General features: G+C 66.9%; 19 protein-coding genes. All 19 read left to right on the top strand.

The features are described 5' to 3' along the window. The first annotated feature begins 7 nt into the window (after positions 1-7). Positions 8-385 (top strand): response regulator, encoded by a 378-nt coding sequence (locus tag V3B46_RS09305; protein WP_005409556.1) that lies wholly within the window; start codon positions 8-10, stop codon positions 383-385. Further along, entirely contained in the window at positions 382-1,887 is a 1,506-nt protein-coding gene (locus tag V3B46_RS09300) for a sigma-54 dependent transcriptional regulator (protein WP_329891760.1), read from the top strand. Before V3B46_RS09305 ends, V3B46_RS09300 begins: the two co-directional genes overlap by 4 nt. 195 nt (positions 1,888-2,082) lie before the next feature. Then, positions 2,083-2,631 (top strand): SUKH-4 family immunity protein, encoded by a 549-nt coding sequence (locus V3B46_RS09295; RefSeq protein ID WP_329891759.1) that lies wholly within the window; start codon positions 2,083-2,085, stop codon positions 2,629-2,631. 155 nt (positions 2,632-2,786) lie between these two features. Further along, on the top strand, positions 2,787-3,203 hold the full coding sequence (locus V3B46_RS09290) for a hypothetical protein (RefSeq protein ID WP_329891758.1): 417 nt from the start codon (positions 2,787-2,789) through the stop codon (positions 3,201-3,203). 414 nt (positions 3,204-3,617) lie between these two features. Next, on the top strand, positions 3,618-3,983 hold the full coding sequence (gene fliE, locus V3B46_RS09285) for a flagellar hook-basal body complex protein FliE (protein ID WP_189719494.1): 366 nt from the start codon (positions 3,618-3,620) through the stop codon (positions 3,981-3,983). Positions 3,984-3,995: 12 nt separating this feature from the next. Next, positions 3,996-5,642 (top strand): flagellar basal-body MS-ring/collar protein FliF, encoded by a 1,647-nt coding sequence (gene fliF, locus V3B46_RS09280; RefSeq protein WP_329891757.1) that lies wholly within the window; start codon positions 3,996-3,998, stop codon positions 5,640-5,642. A gap of 7 nt (positions 5,643-5,649) precedes the next feature. Continuing rightward, entirely contained in the window at positions 5,650-6,636 is a 987-nt protein-coding gene (gene fliG, locus V3B46_RS09275) for a flagellar motor switch protein FliG (RefSeq protein ID WP_024958226.1), read from the top strand. Next, positions 6,633-7,274 carry a FliH/SctL family protein gene (locus tag V3B46_RS09270; protein ID WP_071229203.1) on the top strand — a complete coding sequence of 214 codons (642 nt, stop codon included), beginning with the start codon at positions 6,633-6,635 and terminating at the stop codon, positions 7,272-7,274. The genes fliG and V3B46_RS09270 overlap by 4 nt, the downstream gene beginning before the upstream one ends. Continuing rightward, positions 7,271-8,656 (top strand): FliI/YscN family ATPase, encoded by a 1,386-nt coding sequence (locus tag V3B46_RS09265; protein ID WP_154263449.1) that lies wholly within the window; start codon positions 7,271-7,273, stop codon positions 8,654-8,656. The genes V3B46_RS09270 and V3B46_RS09265 overlap by 4 nt, the downstream gene beginning before the upstream one ends. A gap of 3 nt (positions 8,657-8,659) precedes the next feature. Next, positions 8,660-9,127, top strand: a complete 468-nt coding sequence (gene fliJ, locus V3B46_RS09260; RefSeq protein ID WP_329891756.1) for a flagellar export protein FliJ — start codon at positions 8,660-8,662, stop codon at positions 9,125-9,127. Next, positions 9,127-10,263, top strand: coding sequence for a flagellar hook-length control protein FliK (locus V3B46_RS09255; RefSeq protein ID WP_329891755.1), 1,137 nt, complete (start codon positions 9,127-9,129; stop codon positions 10,261-10,263). Before fliJ ends, V3B46_RS09255 begins: the two co-directional genes overlap by 1 nt. Before the next feature lie 192 nt (positions 10,264-10,455). After that, the gene (locus V3B46_RS09250; protein ID WP_154263447.1) at positions 10,456-10,971 is read left to right on the top strand and encodes a flagellar basal body-associated FliL family protein; all 516 of its coding nucleotides are present in this window, start codon (positions 10,456-10,458) and stop codon (positions 10,969-10,971) included. Between the two features lie 10 nt (positions 10,972-10,981). Then, the gene (gene fliM, locus V3B46_RS09245) at positions 10,982-11,986 is read left to right on the top strand and encodes a flagellar motor switch protein FliM (protein WP_049431106.1); all 1,005 of its coding nucleotides are present in this window, start codon (positions 10,982-10,984) and stop codon (positions 11,984-11,986) included. Next, entirely contained in the window at positions 11,983-12,318 is a 336-nt protein-coding gene (gene fliN / locus V3B46_RS09240) for a flagellar motor switch protein FliN (protein WP_005409543.1), read from the top strand. The genes fliM and fliN overlap by 4 nt, the downstream gene beginning before the upstream one ends. Beyond that, positions 12,315-12,734 carry a flagellar biosynthetic protein FliO gene (gene fliO, locus V3B46_RS09235; RefSeq protein ID WP_329891754.1) on the top strand — a complete coding sequence of 140 codons (420 nt, stop codon included), beginning with the start codon at positions 12,315-12,317 and terminating at the stop codon, positions 12,732-12,734. The genes fliN and fliO overlap by 4 nt, the downstream gene beginning before the upstream one ends. A gap of 1 nt (position 12,735) precedes the next feature. Beyond that, complete coding sequence (gene fliP / locus V3B46_RS09230; protein ID WP_049421888.1) at positions 12,736-13,515, top strand: flagellar type III secretion system pore protein FliP; 780 nt, start codon at positions 12,736-12,738, stop codon at positions 13,513-13,515. Between the two features lie 82 nt (positions 13,516-13,597). Next, positions 13,598-13,867 carry a flagellar biosynthetic protein FliQ gene (locus V3B46_RS09225; RefSeq protein WP_106467949.1) on the top strand — a complete coding sequence of 90 codons (270 nt, stop codon included), beginning with the start codon at positions 13,598-13,600 and terminating at the stop codon, positions 13,865-13,867. A gap of 13 nt (positions 13,868-13,880) precedes the next feature. Continuing rightward, positions 13,881-14,672 (top strand): flagellar biosynthetic protein FliR, encoded by a 792-nt coding sequence (gene fliR, locus V3B46_RS09220; protein ID WP_012510964.1) that lies wholly within the window; start codon positions 13,881-13,883, stop codon positions 14,670-14,672. Positions 14,673-14,836: 164 nt separating this feature from the next. Further along, a complete protein-coding gene (locus V3B46_RS09215; protein ID WP_329891753.1) occupies positions 14,837-16,969 on the top strand; it encodes a putative bifunctional diguanylate cyclase/phosphodiesterase in 2,133 nt (710 codons plus the stop codon). Positions 16,970-16,985: the final 16 nt, after the last annotated feature.

The raw sequence follows: 16,985 nt of genomic DNA, 5'->3' as shown, positions 1-16,985 counted from the left end.
GTTGGACATGAACAAGCTCACGGTCCTGCTGGTCGATGACCACGAGGGCTTCATCAACGCGGCGATGCGCCATTTCCGCAAGATCGACTGGCTGCAGATCGTCGGCAGCGCCGGCAACGGCCTGGAAGCGATCGAGCGCTCGGAAACGCTGCGCCCGCAGGTCGTATTGATGGATCTGGCAATGCCGGAAATGGGTGGCCTGCAGGCCACCCGCCTGATCAAGTCGCAGGACGATGCACCGTACATCGTGATCGCCAGCCACTTCGACGACGCCGAGCACCGCGAGCACGCGCTGCGTGCCGGTGCCGACAATTTCGTCAGCAAGCTGTCCTATATCCAGGAAGTCATGCCGATCCTGGAAGGCCTCAGGGAGGAACAGTCGTGAGCGAATCGCGCATCCTGGTGCTGGACAACGACGCCGTGCGTGCAGAGCGCACCGTTGCCCTGCTCGAATTCATGGACTTCAACCCGCGCTGGGTTTCCGACGCGGCCGACTTCGATCTGGGCCGCCAGCGCCAGAACGATTGGATGGCGGTGATCGTCGGCAGCCTGGACGACAACGCCGCCAGCACCGCACTCTACAACTGGCTGGGTGGCAGCAGCCTTCCGCCGCCGGTGCTGCTGGCCGACGGTGATGCCTCTGCGTTCGCGCAACAGCACGGACTGCACGAGGCCAATATCTGGCCGCTTGAAACGCCGCTGCGCCACGCGCAGATGGAAGCCCTGCTGCGCCGCGCCAGCCTCAAGCGCCTGGACGCCGAGCACCAGGCCGGTGCCGCGCAGGACCAGGGACCAACCGGCAACGGCCCGGCGGTGACCGCACTGCGCACCATGATCGAGCAGGTGGCCGTGTTCGATACCACCGTGCTGGTGCTGGGCGAATCCGGTACCGGCAAGGAAGTGGTGTCGCGCGCGATTCATCAGCGCTCGCCGCGCCGCGACGGCCCGTTCGTGGCGATCAACTGCGGGGCCATTCCGGCCGACCTGCTGGAAAGCGAATTGTTCGGTCACGAAAAGGGTGCCTTCACTGGCGCACTGACCGCGCGCAAGGGCCGTTTCGAAATGGCCGAAGGCGGTACCCTGCTGCTCGACGAAATCGGCGACATGAGCCTGCCGATGCAGGTGAAGCTGCTGCGCGTGCTGCAGGAACGCAGCTTCGAGCGCGTGGGCGGCAACCAGACCATCCGCTGCAACGTTCGCGTCGTTGCCGCGACCCACCGCGATCTGGAAACGCGCATCGCCGAAGGCAAGTTCCGCGAGGATCTGTTCTATCGCCTCAACGTGTTCCCGATCGACGTGCCCGCCCTGCGCGAGCGTCGCGAAGACCTGCCAGCGCTGGTGGAAACCATTGCCGCACAGCTGGCCCGCACCGGCCGTGGCGAAGTGCGCTTCACCCCGGAAGCCCTTCAGGCGCTGGCCGGCTACGAGTGGCCGGGCAACGTGCGTGAGCTGACCAACCTGGTCGAGCGCCTGGCGGTGCTGCATCCGGGCGGCTCGGTGCGCGTGCAGGACCTGCCGGCCCGCTACCGTGGCGACGCTGCACCGGCAGCGGTGGCCGCACCGGCACCGGTACAGCCGACGGCCAGCGAAGAACGCCTGGACCTGCGCAGCTTCTCGTTCCACACCCCGGGCGGCGGCAACCAACCCGCACTGGAGCACGGCATTGCCGTCAATCGCCCGGCAGCACCGGTCGCACTGCCCGACGAGGGCATGGACCTGCGCAACCACATGGCCAACATCGAACTGGGTCTGATCAACGAAGCACTGGAGCGCACCCAGGGCGTCGTCGCCCACGCCGCCCAGCTGCTCGGCCTGCGCCGCACCACCCTGGTGGAAAAGCTGCGCAAGTACGGCATCGAACGCGAGCAGGCCGAACTGGCAAGCTGACGCGCGTCACCAGCATGAAGGGGGCACGAACGCCTGGGCTTGCCCGGGCGTTCGTGTTTGTGGCGTTGGTGTTTGGGGCGCCGCTGTATGACGCCAGTAGATCCACGCCATGCGTGGATGAGGGATTCAACCACTGGACTGAGTTTGCAACTTCTCCTAAAGGCACCTGCGAAACATATCGGTAGCCTTGTCCGGATGAAGAACTCAATCAGCCCGCCAACACTTGACCTCATGCCGATCAGCCAGGAAGAGATCGATCACTCTGACCTGTTGTTCGAAGCACAGCGGCTAGCTGACCTCCTTGAGCCCTATCCCAACAACAACATGAGGTTCCATTCGCGCCTTCAGCGATTTGAGGTCGACGATCGCATGTTGGCAATCTTTGGACAGGTGTTGGGCGGGCTCTTCTTCGTGGACCTCAAGGATGGCTCTGTAGGGCTCCTCCCAATCGACTGTGAAGTGTCACTCCAGTACTGCAATTCAGATCTGAGGAGCTTTGCAGCTATCCATACCGCGTTCATGGCGGCAATCCGACCTGCGCTGAACTCCAACGAAGACATAGCGGAGTCCACTCTCATGGAACTTGAGGCCTCGTTCCGCAACTGCGATGCCACATCCATGGCGGACGAGAAGAACTTCTGGCCCACATGCCTTTATGAGCTCTCAGAGGGGTTCTTTCCGCTCTCATCCGAGAAGGTGCAACTACACCGTTCACTCGGAATCGATCTTAACTATCCTTGGTAGAAATCGGCTCGAACACGTTTAGCGGTCCCAAACCGAATGGGGACGGAGCCCTTTCCGCTGGAAAGGGATCCGTCCCCTTTGCGTTTGCAATGATTCCTACAGACAACGGTGCGCAGCTGCGGTGCATTGCAGAGACATCCCAGCGAGGTCCCATCATGCATCGCCTCACCCTGCTCGCCGCCCTGCTCTGCCCCGGCATTGCCACCGCCGCCGTCTGCACCCTGCCTACCACACTGGATCAACGCCAGTTCACCAACCTCAGCGACCCGCTGTACGCGCCCGACAACCCCAATGCCGGGCGCATGGTGCAGGTCAGCTTCGCCGGCAGCCAGTACGTGCTGGACATCCTCGGCACCGACCTCCGCATCGGCGGCAGCTACCGCTATCAGCGCCTGGCCCCGCATATCGCGGAAATCCAGATGACCGAGGCCCACCCGGCCGGCCCCGCCCACTACACGCTGCTGCTGAGCTGCCAGACCGACCACCAGGGCCGTTTCATCTACACCCAGCACAACGGCCCTATCGCACCGCGCCAGCGCCAGAATTCCGGCCGTTGGACCCTGCAGCCGTAGGCCAGAAAACCGACGCCGGATAAATGGCGCCTTCAATGGGGTCAGAGCCCGTTGCGTCGCAACGGGATCCGACCCCGTGCCGACCAACGGTCGGCGCCCACCATCAGCAGCAGGTTCCAACAGGTCGCGGCCAACTGTCGAAGGCGGGGTGGGTCCGGTTGCGGGGGCGTGAGCGCCATGGATGGCGCGACCGAGCCTCCATGGACGGATTTACGGCGTCCCCCGCAACCGGGCCCACCCCGCCACCCCACGGATAGCCCGCCGTTGACGTTGACGTTGATTTGGCGGGTGCAGGGCGCAGCCCTGCCAGCACATCCACAACCCTCACTTCACTGAATCGAATACCGGTTTCGGCACGGCACTTGCACCTGCTCCAGCAGACAACCCCATCCCCTGTTTCTGGAACCGTTGCAGATGTCCCACTCCGTCACGTCGATCCTTTCGCAGATCCGCTCCTATCAGACCCAGATGGGACAGCCGGCGCTCAACCCGCTGGGCGAAACGCCGCGCAGCAACGCCCTGCCGGGCACGGTGCTGGATGCACCGCAGGCCCAGCCGGCCAGCTTCACCGAAACCCTGCGTGGTGCGATTGCCGGCGTCAACGACGCGCAACAGAAATCCGGCGCCCTGGCCAAAGCCTTCGAAATGGGCGATCCCAACGCCGACCTGGCCAAGGTCATGGTCGCCTCGCAGCAGTCCCAGATCGCCTTCCGCGCCACCGTGGAAGTCCGCAACCGTCTCGTCCAGGCCTACCAGGACGTGATGAACATGCCGCTGTAAGGATAGAACCGCATGGCCCTGTCGCTCTCCAAGGAATCCCTGAACGCCGAAAAGGCGGGCCAGTGGTTCGATCGGCTGCAAAGCCTGCAGATCACCCGTCGGCTCGGACTGATGGCGATGATCGCCGTGGCCGTAGCGGCCGGGCTGTTCGTGTTCTTCTGGTCGCAGAAGCCCGGCATGGTCCCGCTGTATACCGGCCTGGACCAGAAGGCCACCGCTGAAGCGACCGACCTGCTGCGCGCCGCGCAGATTCCGTTCGCGCTCGACCCGGCCACCGGTGGCATCACCGTGCCGGAAAAGAACCTGCACGACGCCCGCCTGAAGCTGGCCGGCTCCGGCCTGACCGACAGCGGCAAGCTCGGCTTCGAGCTGATGGAACGCGACCCGGGCTTCGGCGTCAGCCAGTTCGTGGAAAGCGCACGCTACCAGCATGCGCTGGAAACCGAGCTGTCGCGCACCATCAACACGCTGCGCCCGGTGCGCGATTCGCGCGTGCACCTGGCCATTCCCAAGCCCAGCGCCTTCACCCGCCAGCGCGACGTGGCCAGCGCCTCGGTCACCCTGGAACTGCGTGGCGGCCAGCAGCTGGAACGCAGCCAGGTGGACGCCATCGTGCACATGGTCGCCGCCAGCATTCCGGACCTCGCTCCGGAACGGGTGACCGTGGTCGACCAGAGCGGGCGCATGCTCAGCATCACCGACCCGAACAGCGAAGCGGCAGTCAACGCGGCCCAGTTCGAGCAGGTGCGCCGCCAGGAAACCTCGTTCAACCAGCGCATCCGCGAACTGCTGGAACCGATGACCGGCCCCGGCCGGGTCAATCCGGAAGTGAGCGTGGACATGGACTTCTCGGTAACCGAGGAAGCCCGTGAGCTCTACAACGGTGAACCGCAGAAGCTGCGCAGCGAGCAGATGAGCGAGAACACCACCAGCACCCCGGGCCCGCAGGGCGTGCCGGGCGCCACCAGCAACAGCCCGCCGGGCCAGCAAGCCGCACCGGCCACCGCGCAGGCCCCCACCGAAAGCAGCAAGAACGCCACCCGCAATTACGAGCTGGACCGCACCCTGCAGCACACCCGCCAGCCGGCTGGCCGCATCAAGCGCGTCTCGGTGGCGGTGCTGGTGGACAACGTGCCGCGCGCCGCTGCCAACGGCAAGGTCAGCCCGCAGCCGCTGTCGGCCGCGGAACTGACCCGCGTCGAGGCGCTGGTCAAGCAGGCCGTCGGCTTCAACGCCGAGCGTGGCGACACCGTGTCGGTGATGAATGCCCCGTTCGTGCGTGACACCACGCCGGTCGAAGGCCCGGCCTGGTGGGAGCTGCCGTGGGTGCACGACGCCGGCCGCATGCTGCTGGGTGCCGTGGTGGTGCTGGCACTGCTGTTCGGCGTGCTGCGCCCGGCCCTGCGTGCGATCACTGGCCAGACCAAGAAGGACGACCCGCAGGCACTGGAACCGCATACCGCGGACGTGCAGCTGGTCGATGACGACGGCATGCCGCTGCCGGCGCTGGGCGCCGACCGGGCCAGCCTGGGCGGGCCGGATGCACTGGCCCTGCCGGTGGATTCATATGAGGAACGACTGCGGATGGCGCGTGAAGCCGTGAAGACCGACTCCAAGCGCGTGGCCCAGGTGGTCAAGGGCTGGGTGGCCAATGACTGAGGCACAACTGACCGGCGTACAGCGCGCGGCCGTGCTGCTGCTGTCACTGGGTGAGCTGGATGCGGCCGAAGTGCTGCGCCACATGGAACCCAAGGAAGTGCAGAAAATCGGCATCGCCATGGCCACCATGACCGACATCACCCGCGAGCAGGTGGAACGGGTGATGGACCAGTTCGGCCAGGAGCTGGGCTCGAAGACCTCGCTGGGCGTGGGCTCGGACGACTACATCCGCAACATGCTGGTGCAGGCACTGGGCAGCGAGAAGGCCGGCAACCTCATCGACCGCATCCTGCTCGGCCGCAACACCACCGGCCTGGACGCGCTGAAGTGGATGGACCCGCGCGCGGTGGCCGACCTGGTGCGCAACGAGCACCCGCAGATCATCGCCATCGTGATGGCGCACCTTGAAACCGATCAGGCCGCCGACGCGCTGAAGCTGCTGCCCGACCGTACCCGCGTGGACGTGCTGCTGCGCATCGCCACGCTCGACGGCATTCCGCCGAACGCGCTCAATGAACTCAACGAGATCATGGAGCGCCAGTTCGCCGGCAACCAGAACCTGAAGTCATCCAACATCGGCGGCGTGCAGTGCGCGGCCAACATCCTGAACTTCATGGACAGCGGCCAGGACCAGGCAATCCTGGGCGAGATCGCCCGCATCGACGCGCCGCTGAGCAACCGCATCCAGGACCTGATGTTCGTGTTCGACGACCTGGTCGACCTCGACGACCGCGAAATGCAGCTGGTGCTGCGTGAAGTGAGCGGCGAGCGCCTGGGCCTGGCCCTGCGCGGTGCCGACATCAAGGTGCGCGACAAGATCACCCGTAACATGTCGCAGCGCGCGGCGGAAATCCTGCTGGAGGACATGGAAGCCCGCGGCCCGGTGCGCCTGTCCGACGTGGAAGGTGCGCAGCGCGAGATCCTGGCCATCGTCAAGCGCATGGCCGATGAAGGCACGGTCACCATCGGTGGCAGCGCGGAGGCCATGCTGTGAGCAACGTCGTGCGCTGGCTTGCCCCGGACCTGCTGGCCCAGCCCGAACCGGTGCTGGATCAGGAGGATGCGTTCGAACTCACCGAGCCGGACCCGGAACACGAGCCGGAGCCGCCGCTGCAGCTGCCGACCCTGGAAGAAATCCAGGCCATCCAGGACAGCGCAGAGAAGGAAGGCTTCCAGCACGGCCATACCGAAGGCTACGGCCAGGGCCAGGCGGAGGTGCGTCGCCTCGCCGCGCAGATCGAAGGCATCCTGGACAACTTCAGCCGACCACTGGTGCGGCTGGAGAACGAAGTGGTCGGCGCACTGGGCGAGCTGGCGGTACGCATCGCCGGTGCGCTGGTCGGCCGTGCCTACGAAGCTGACCCGGCACTGCTGGCACAGCTGGTCGGTGAGGCCATCGACGCGGTGGGTGGCAGCACCCGGGAAGTGGAGGTGCGCCTGCACCCGGACGACATCGCCGCCCTCGCCCCGCTGTTGAACCTGCCGCCACAACAGCGCCTGGTGCCCGACACCAGCCTCAGCCGCGGCGATCTTCGCGTGCACGCCGAAGCCGTGCGCATCGACGGCACCCTGGAAGCCCGCCTGCGCGGCGCGCTGGACGCGGTGATCCGCCAGACCGGAGCCAATGCATGAACCCCGATCAGCAGCCGACTCCGCCACCGGCCGACTGGGCCGTGGCCCGCAACCTGCGCCTGGCCAGCCGCCTCGATGGCCTGCGCGTGGATACCGCGCATGGTCGCGGCCTGATCCGCGAGGGCGTGCTGCGCCGCGCGGTCGGGCTCACCCTGGAAGCGGTCGGCTGCGAGGCGCCGCTGGGCGCCAGCTGCAAGGTGGAAGTGGTCGATGGTGGCTGGGTCGACGCCGAAGTGGTCGGCTTCGCCGGCGAGCGCACTTACCTGATGCCCAGCGCCGAACTGCACGGCCTGCTGCCCAATGCCCGGGTGGTGCCGTCCGCGCGCCGTGGCGGCGTGGAAGTGGGCGAAGGCCTGCTCGGCCGCGTCATCGACAGCGACGGCGTGCCGCTGGACGGCAAGGGCCCGATCCGCGCCGAGGGCCATGTCGGCATGGCCGGCGTGTCGATCAATCCACTTGCGCGCGAACCCATTACCCAGCCGCTGGACGTGGGCGTGCGCGCGATCAACGCGCTGCTGCCGATCGGCCGCGGCCAGCGCGTCGGCCTGTTCGCCGGTTCCGGTGTCGGCAAGTCGACGCTGCTGGGCATGATGACCCGCTACACCGCTGCCGACGTGATCGTGGTCGGCCTGATCGGTGAACGTGGCCGCGAAGTTCGCGACTTCGTCGAAACCACGCTGGGCGAAGAGGGCCTGCGCCGCGCCGTGGTGGTGGCCAGTCCCGCCGACCGGCCGCCGCTGGCGCGCCTGCACGGTGCCTACCGTGCCACCGCCATCGCCGAGTGGTTCCGCGACCAGGGCCTGAACGTGCTGCTGCTGATGGACTCGCTGACCCGCTTCGCCCAGGCGCAGCGCGAGATCGGCCTGTCGGTCGGCGAACCACCGACCACCCGCGGCTATCCGCCGTCGGTGTTCGCCAAGCTGCCGGCACTGGTCGAACGCGCCGGCAATGGCGCCAAGGGCCGTGGCTCGATCACCGCGTTCTACACGGTGCTGACCGAAGGCGATGATCCGCAGGATCCGATCGCCGATGCGGCGCGCGCGATCCTCGACGGCCACATCCTGCTGTCGCGGCGAGTGGCGGACAGCGGCCTGTACCCGGCCATCGACGTCGAATCGTCGGTCAGCCGCGTGGTCACGGAAATCGCCGACGAGCCGTGGCGCCTGCGCATCCGCAAATTGAAGCGACTGGTTTCGGCCTACTCGGCCAACCGTGACCTGATCGCCATCGGTGCTTACCAGCGCGGCAACGACGCGGCCACCGACGAAGCCCTGGAACGCTGGCCGGAAATCATGGAGTTCCTCGGCCAGGACGTTGCCAAGGCCGCAGATCTCCCGCATAGCCAGGCGGCACTGCAGCGCCTGGTGGAACAAGAGAGTTAAGCCATGAACCAGTCCAAGCACATCGATCCCCTGCTCAAGCGGGCCCAGGAACACGAGGACGCAGTCGCCCGCGATCTGGCCGAACGCCAGCGCGTGCTCGATACCCATCTATCGCGACTGGACGAACTGCGCCGCTATGCCGAGGAATACGCGAACGCGCAGATGGCGGCGACCAGCCCGGCGCAGCTGCTGAACCGGCGTGCGTTTCTCGACCGCCTGGACAGTGCGGTCGAACAGCAGCAGGCCACGGTCAATGGCAACCGCGAGAAGGTGGAAGCCGAGCGCGCCCGCCTGATCCTGGCCAGCCGTGACAAAGCCGTGCTGGAACAGCTGGCCGCCAGCTACCGCGCGCAGGAAAAGGTGGTGACCGACCGCCGTGACCAGCGCGAGATGGACGACATTGGCGCGCGTCGCGCCCGCCTGGTGCAGGCCGAAGATCAGGACGGCGCCGAGCAGGGAGGCCGCTCGTGATGCCCGCGCCATTGGCCAGCAGCGCCAACGCGCAGCCGCAGCATTCCGGCAGCAGCGCACCCCGCGCACCACGTGGTGAGGGCAACAAGGAGTTCAGCCAACTGCTGCAGGGTGGCTCGCCGGGTGCCGATGCACCCTCGAAACCCGCGAACACGCCCGTGCCGTCCACGCAGGAACCGGCATCGGACAGCAATGGCCAGGCCGGCGCCGAGCGCAGGCCGGACAGCGCTGCCGCCCCCGAAGAGACCGCCGCCACGGTTCCCACAGTACCGGCCAAGCCGGTTGCCGAAAAGGACACCCCGGCCGCGACCGAGGAAGCCCCTTGGCCGCCGCTCGGCCTGGCTGGGCTGGTGCTGGCGGTACCGGCGCCTGCCGATCCTGCCGCCGCTCTGCCAGCAGTGGCTGCAACGGCTACCGACGCAGACGGCAACGCACTACCCGCCCCCGCCGCCCTGCCGGCCGCCGCAGCCCTGCCATCCACAGCGGCGGCGGCCACATCGTCCACCACCAGCAGCGGCACCGACCAGACAGCCACGCTGCCGTTGCCTGAACTGGTGCTCCCCGGCAAGCGCAACGAGCGTGGTGAAGGCAGCGACGCACCCCTCATCGGCGACCGTGCCGCAGCGCCGCTGCTGCATGCGCCGGGCAACGCGGCTGTGCAGGATCTGAAGGCCGCACTCGCTACCGGCAACGCCATCTTCAATGGCGAGCCGACTCCGAAGCCGGTGCTCGGTGACGATGGCTTCGACCAGGCCATTGGCGCGCGCCTTGGCTGGCTGTCCGACCAGAAGATCGGCCATGCCCACATCCGGCTGAGTCCGGATGACATGGGCCCGGTCGACGTGCGCCTGCAGTTGAACGGCGACAAGGTGCATGCCAGCTTCAGCAGTCCGCACGTGGATGTGCGCCAGGCACTGGAAAGCAGTCTGCCGCGCCTGCGTGAACTTCTTGGCGAGCAGGGCTTCCAGCTGGCTCATGCTGATGTTGGTCATCAGGCGCCCGGTGGTGACGGCAATGCGTCAGGCCAGGCCAGTGCCGGCGGCATCGCGGGTGACGGAGAACCGTCGCCGGGCGAGGCCAGCGTGTCGTCCGCGCAGTTGATCCGCCAGCGCGGGCTGCTGGACGCCTACGCCTGACAGATGTGCCAACCAAGGTTGGCACCCACCAGATCGGGGCGGTAGGCACCTACCAGTATCGCGTTGGTGGGTGCGGAGCTTGCTCCGCACGGCCCCACCGGCACCACGACGGAATTCCGTCGCACCCCTCTGACCCGGCTCCGGCACACCCCTTGCATATCCCGGTGAAGCAACCCTCAGGAGCTTCACCCCGTGGCCGCAGCCGCTGACAAAACCAAGAAGACCGCCGAGAAGGACAAGGCCGCCAAGCCGCGCAGTCCGGTCCTGATCACCGCACTGGTGGCCGTGCTCGCCGCCGCTGCCGCCGGTGGCGGCGTCTGGTTCTTCACCCAGTCCAAGCACGAAGACAAGACCGCGCAGGCCCCGAAGAAGACCACGACGCCGGCACCGGCCCAGTACTTCGCGCTGGACCCGGCCTTCGTGGTCAATCTCAACGGCCCGGTCGACGGCCCGCGCTACCTGCAGCTGGAAGTGCAGCTGATGACCCGCGATCCGGCCGCGCTGGAAGCGATCAAGACCCATGCCCCGGCCATCCGCGCACGCCTGCTGATGCTGTTCTCGCAGGTCAGCCCCGACCAGATCGCCGATGTCGCCGGCAAGCAGAAGCTGCAGGCTGCTTCGCTGGCCGAAGTGCAGAAAGTGCTCAAGGCCGAGACCGGCAGCAACGGCGCCGACGATCTGCTGTTCACCAGCTTCGTGACCCAGTAAGGGCCCACCGATGAATGATCTGCTGTCCCAGGACGAGATCGATGCCCTGCTCCACGGCGTGGACAGTGGTGCGGTCGAAACCGATCCGGAACCGCCATCAGGCGAGGCGCGTTCGTACGACTTCGCCAGCCAGGACCGCATCATCCGCGGTCGCATGCCGACCCTGGAAATGGTCCACGAGCGCTTCGCGCGGCTGTGGCGGATCGGCCTGTTCAATCTGATCCGCCGTTCGGCCGAACTGTCGGTACGCGGCATCGAGCTGATCAAGTTCAACGACTACATGCACTCGCTGTATGTGCCGACCAACCTGAACCTGATCCGCTTCAAGCCGCTGCGCGGCACCGGCCTGATCGTGTTCGAACCGACCCTGGTGTTCGCCATCGTCGACAACTTCTTCGGTGGTGACGGGCGCTACCCCACCCGCATCGAAGGCCGCGAGTTCACCGCCACCGAAATGCGGGTGATCCACCTGCTGCTGAAGCAGACCTTCGCCGACCTGCGCGAGGCCTGGGCACCGGTGATGGACGTCGACTTCGAGTACATCAACTCGGAGATCAACCCGCACTTCGCCAACATCGTGACGCCGCGCGAGTACGTGGTGGTGTGCCGCCTGCACGTCGAGCTCGACGGCGGTGGCGGCGACATCCACGTCACCCTGCCGTATTCGATGCTGGAGCCGATCCGCGAACTGCTCGACGCTGGCATCCAGAGCGACCGCAATGATCGCGACGAAAGCTGGGGCCAGACCCTGCGCGAACAGCTCAACATCGCCGAGGTGACCCTGTCCAGCGTACTGGCCAGCAAGCGCATGACCCTGCGTGACCTGACCCAGCTGAAGGTCGGCGACATCCTGCCGATTGAGCTCAGCCCGCAGGTACCGCTGTGCGTGGAGAACATTCCGGTGTTCACCGGCGAGTTCGGCATCGCCAACGGCATGAACGCCGTGAAGATCACCGCTACCCATCCGCCGGGCACCCGCCCGCGCGTACCCGTCATCCAGGAAGACCCGCAATGAACGATATCGACGCCCTCGAACCGACCCCGGCCCAGTTCAGCAGCCTGCAGGCCGATGAGGCGAACGGTCCGGACCTGAACCTGGACGTGATCCTGGACGTGCCGGTGACCCTGTCGCTGGAAGTCGGTCGCGCCCGCCTGCCGATCCGCAACCTGCTGCAGCTCAACCAGGGCTCGGTGGTGGAACTGGAACGCGGCGCCGGCGAATCGCTGGATGTCTTCGTCAACGGCACCCTGATCGCCCATGGCGAAGTGGTGGTGATCAATGACCGCTTCGGCGTGCGCCTGACCGATGTGGTCAGCCCGAGCGAGCGGATCCGGAGACTGCGTTGAGCCTGCTGGCCTCCACCCTGCTGGCGGTCGGCAAGACCGCCGCTCCGGCCGGCCCGCAGATCGGCCAGCACGCAGCCGCCGCACCGAGCCTGTTCGGCGCGGTGCTGGCGCTGCTGGCAGTGCTGGCGCTGGTCATCGGCCTCGGCTGGCTGCTCAAGCGCCTGCCCGGCAGTGGTTTCCGCCCGGCCGAAGGCATGAAGGTGGTGGCCAGCCTGAGTGTCGGTGCCAAGGAGCGCGTGGTGGTGATCGAGGTCAACGGCCAGCAGCTGCTGCTGGGCGTTACCGCTGGCGGCATCAACACCCTGCACGCCCTGCCCGAACCGCTGCCGCCGCCCGCGCCGGTGCGCGTGCCGGACTTCAAGAATCTTCCGAATTTCGCCCAGCTGCTTCAACAGCGGCTGCGCAAGGACCCCTGACATGCGTGTCACCCGTACCCGTCTTGCCACCCTGATGCCGTGGCTGCTGATGCTCGCCCTGTGCCTGTTGCCGGCACTGGCGTTCGCCGCACCCGGCGCTCCGACCACCCCGCTGCCGGACATCAATGTCGGCAAGATCGGTGGTGCGCCGGTCAGCCTGCCGCTGCAGACCCTGCTGCTGATGACGGCGATCACCCTGATCCCGTCGATGCTGCTGGTGCTGACCTCGTTCACCCGCATCATCATCGTGCTGGGCCTGCTGCGCCAGGCACTGGGTACCGGGCAGACGCCGTCCAACCAGGTGCTGCTGGGCCTGGCACTGTTCCTTACCGCAATGATCATGCTGCCGACCTGGGACAAGGCCTGGAGCACCGGCATGGCGCCGTACCTCAATGGCGAGATCGACTTCCAGACTGCCTGGACGCTGACCACCACGCCGCTGCGCGCCTTCATGCTGGCGCAGATACGCGAGACCGACCTGATGACCTTCGCCGGCATCGCCGGGCACGGCACCTACGCCAGCCCCGATGCGATTCCGTTCCCGGTGCTGGTCGCCTCGTTCGTCACCAGCGAACTGAAGACCGCCTTCGAAATCGGCTTCCTGATCTTCATCCCGTTCGTGATCATCGACCTGGTGGTGGCCAGCGTGCTGATGTCGATGGGCATGATGATGCTGTCGCCGATGCTGGTGTCGGCACCGTTCAAGATCCTGCTGTTCGTGCTGGTGGATGGCTGGGTGCTGACCGTCGGCACCTTGGCGGCGAGCTTCAATCCGGCGTGATCGAAAGGCAGTCGAGCATGGCTCGACTCTACAGAAGCACAGTCGAGCGCGGCTCGACTCTACATGAGCAGATGGACCCCGAATGACTCCCGAACTTGCCTTGACCGAACTGCGTGGTGGCCTGATCGCCGTGTTGTGGGTGGCCGGCCCGCTGCTGCTCACCGTGCTGGTGGTCGGTGTGGTGGTGGGCGTGGTGCAGGCCGCGACCCAGCTCAATGAGCCGACCATTGCCTTCGTTGCCAAGGCGGCGGCACTGACCGCGGTGCTGTTCGCGCTGGGCAGCCTGCTGATCGGCCACCTGGTGGAGTTCACCACGCTGCTGTTCCAGCGCATTCCACACCTGATCGGCTAGGACACGCGCTTCGATGGACGCCGCCACCCAGATGGCTGCCGACGGCCTGCAGGCCTTCGGCATGATCGGCACCGTGCTGTGGACCATGCTGCGCATCGGCGCAGTGGCCATGGCCATGCCGATGGTCGGTACCCGTGCCGTTCCCGCACGGGTGCGCGTGGTGCTGGCTGGCACCCTGGCCATCGCGCTGGCGCCGCTGCTGCCGCCGGTTCCGGACTGGACCGGTTTCGATGCCGCCACGGTGCTGACCATCGCCCGTGAGCTGGCCATCGGCGTATCCATCGGCTTCCTGTTGCGGCTGGTGTTCGAGGCCGGCGCGATGGCCGGCGAACTGATTGCCCAGGGCACGGGCCTGGCCTTCGCGCAGATGAGTGACCCGCTGCGTGGCGGCACCTCGGGCGTAATCGGCCAGTGGTTCTATCTGCTGTTCGGCCTGCTGTTCTTCACCGCCAACGGGCACCTGGCGCTGATCTCGCTGGTGGTGGACAGCTACCGGGCGCTGCCGATCGGCGCCCCGCTGCCGGACCCGCACGCCTTCTTCAGCATCGCCCCAACCTTCCTGCTGACCGTACTGCGCGGCGCATTGACCCTGGCGATCCCGCTGACCGTGGCAATGCTGGCGGTGAACCTGGCGTTCGGCGTCCTGGCTCGCGCGGCCCCAGCGCTGAACCCGATCCAGCTCGGCCTGCCGGTCTCGCTGCTGCTGGGCCTGTTCCTGCTGGCCCTGCTGGCAGGCGAAATGGGCCCGCCGGTACAGCGCCTGTTCGATGCCGCCTTCCAGGCTGCGGACACGGTCACACACTGACCGGGTCATCACGTTTTACTGCTTGCCCTTCCCCCGGGTCTGCGCGTTAGAGTGAATGCGCGGCAACCGGGGGGATGCCGCACGTGGCCGACGCCGTGCGTCGGCCTGCCTCATGCATGCCCCACCGTGGTTTCCGTCGACAGGCAGGTCCGGGAGACTGACGAATGCTGGTAGGCACGTACAACCCGTGGCTGGTGGCGATCTCGCTGCTGGTTGCCGTGATGGCTTCGTACACCGCGCTGGCTATGGCCGGGCGCACGGTCACCGCACCCGGCAAGGGCGCGGCCTGGTGGTGGCGCCTCGGTGGTGGCTTCGCCATGGGCCTGGGCATCTGGTCGATGCACTTCATCGGCATGCTCGCCTTCGACCTGCCCATTCCGCTCGGCTACGACCTGCCGATCACCCTGCTTTCCCTCGCATTGGCGATCGCCTCATCGGTGTTCGCGCTATGGCTGGTTTCACTGCGCACCCTGCCCCACCCGCGGTTGGCCGGTGGCGCGCTGCTGATGGGCACAGGCATTGCCGGCATGCATTACGTTGGCATGGCCGCAATGCGCATGCAGCCTGGCATCGACTACGACCCAGGCTGGCTTCTTTTTTCGCTGATGGTGGCGGTGGCCGCCTCGTGGACGGCGCTGTACGTGGCGTTCCGCCTGCGCGCGCAGCGCACCCGTGTCGGCGACCGGCTCGCGGCTGCCGGCCTGCTCGGGCTGGCCATCGTCGGCATGCACTACACCGGCATGGCCGCCGCACGCTTTCCGGAAGGCAGCATCTGCGGCGCAGCCGTCGGCGATGGGCTGCAGAGCGAATGGCTGGCCATGCTGGTGGTGGTGCTGACCGTCGCCATCCTGGCCGTGGTGCTGGTGGTCTCCTGGCTGGACCAGCGGGTGGAGGCGCAGCTGCTGCGCCTGCGCAATTCCCTGTTGAGTACCTCGCTGACCGACGCACAGCAGGAACTGACCCAGGCCGCACTGCACGATCCGCTTACCCGCCTGCCCAACCGCCTGCTGCTGCAGCGTCGCATCGTGCAGGCGCTGGCCGAGGCCGAACAGGGCGGCAGCCGTTTCGCGGTGATGTTCATGGACCTGGACGGCTTCAAGCAGGTCAACGATGCCTATGGCCACCAGGCCGGCGATGCACTGTTGGTTGCGGTGGCCGAACGCACGCGCCAGCTGCTTCGGCCCAACGACATGCTGGCCCGTCTGGGCGGTGACGAATTCGTACTGGTGGTACGCATCGAGCACGACGAGGACCTGCCAACCCTGGCCCGGCGCATCCTGCAGGCTGTGGGCAGCGGCCCGCTGCTGCCGGACAACGAGCTGCAGGTGACCGCCAGCATCGGCGTGGCGATCTGCCCGGACCACGCCGCCAGCGAACGCCAGCTGATGGCCTTCGCCGACGCGGCGATGTACCAGGCCAAGGAATCCGGACGCAACGCCTTCGTGCTGTTCGCCGACTGGATGAATGACAGCGCCGAGCAGCAGTTCCGGCTGCTGGCCGACCTGCGCCGGGCCATCGGCAGCGAGCAGCTGTTCCTGCATTACCAGCCGAAGATCCAGGTGACCTTGCAGAAAGTGGCCGGCGCCGAGGCGCTGATCCGCTGGCGCCATCCGGAGCATGGCCTGATCCCGCCGGACCGCTTCATCCGCCTGGCCGAACGCAGCGGTGCGATCAACGACATCGGCCGCTGGGCGCTGGACCAGGCCTGCCTGCAGCTGCGCCGCTGGCACGATGCCGGTCACGAAGGATGGTCGATGTCGGTGAACCTGTCGCCGGTGCAGTTCAGTTCGCCGCACCTGCTGCAGGATGTGCGCGCGGTGATCGAACGCCATGGCATCGCACCCCGGCAGCTGGTACTGGAGATCACCGAAAGCACGGTGATGCGCGACACCGACACCAGCCTTCGCCTGCTGCAGGCACTGTCTGCGCTGGGCGTGGGCATCTCCATCGATGATTTCGGTACCGGCTATTCCAGCCTGCTGTACCTGAAGCGGCTGCCGGCCACCGAAATCAAGATCGACCACGCCTTCGTACGCGACCTGGAGCACAGCGCCGAGGATGTGGTGATCGTCTCGGCGATCGTGGCGCTGGGCCATGCGCTGGACATGGACATCGTCGCCGAAGGTGTGGAAACCGCCGCGCAACGCGCCTACCTGGAGCGCCTGGGCTGCGACTACCTGCAGGGCTACCTGCTGGGCCGCCCGGTCGATGCGGCGCGCTTCATGCAGCTGCACGACCTGCCGCGGCCGCGGGTGGAGCTGGCGCAGAGCCCGCCGACGCAGCACCCGCCGGGGTAAATCTAGGCTGCGCTCC

Source organism: Stenotrophomonas sp. SMYL11, assembly GCF_036320005.1.
Taxonomy (GTDB): Bacteria; Pseudomonadota; Gammaproteobacteria; order Xanthomonadales; family Xanthomonadaceae; genus Stenotrophomonas; species Stenotrophomonas maltophilia_A.
The sequence above is the reverse complement of the archived record's forward strand: the minus strand, read 5'-3'. Positions and strand labels throughout refer to the sequence as shown.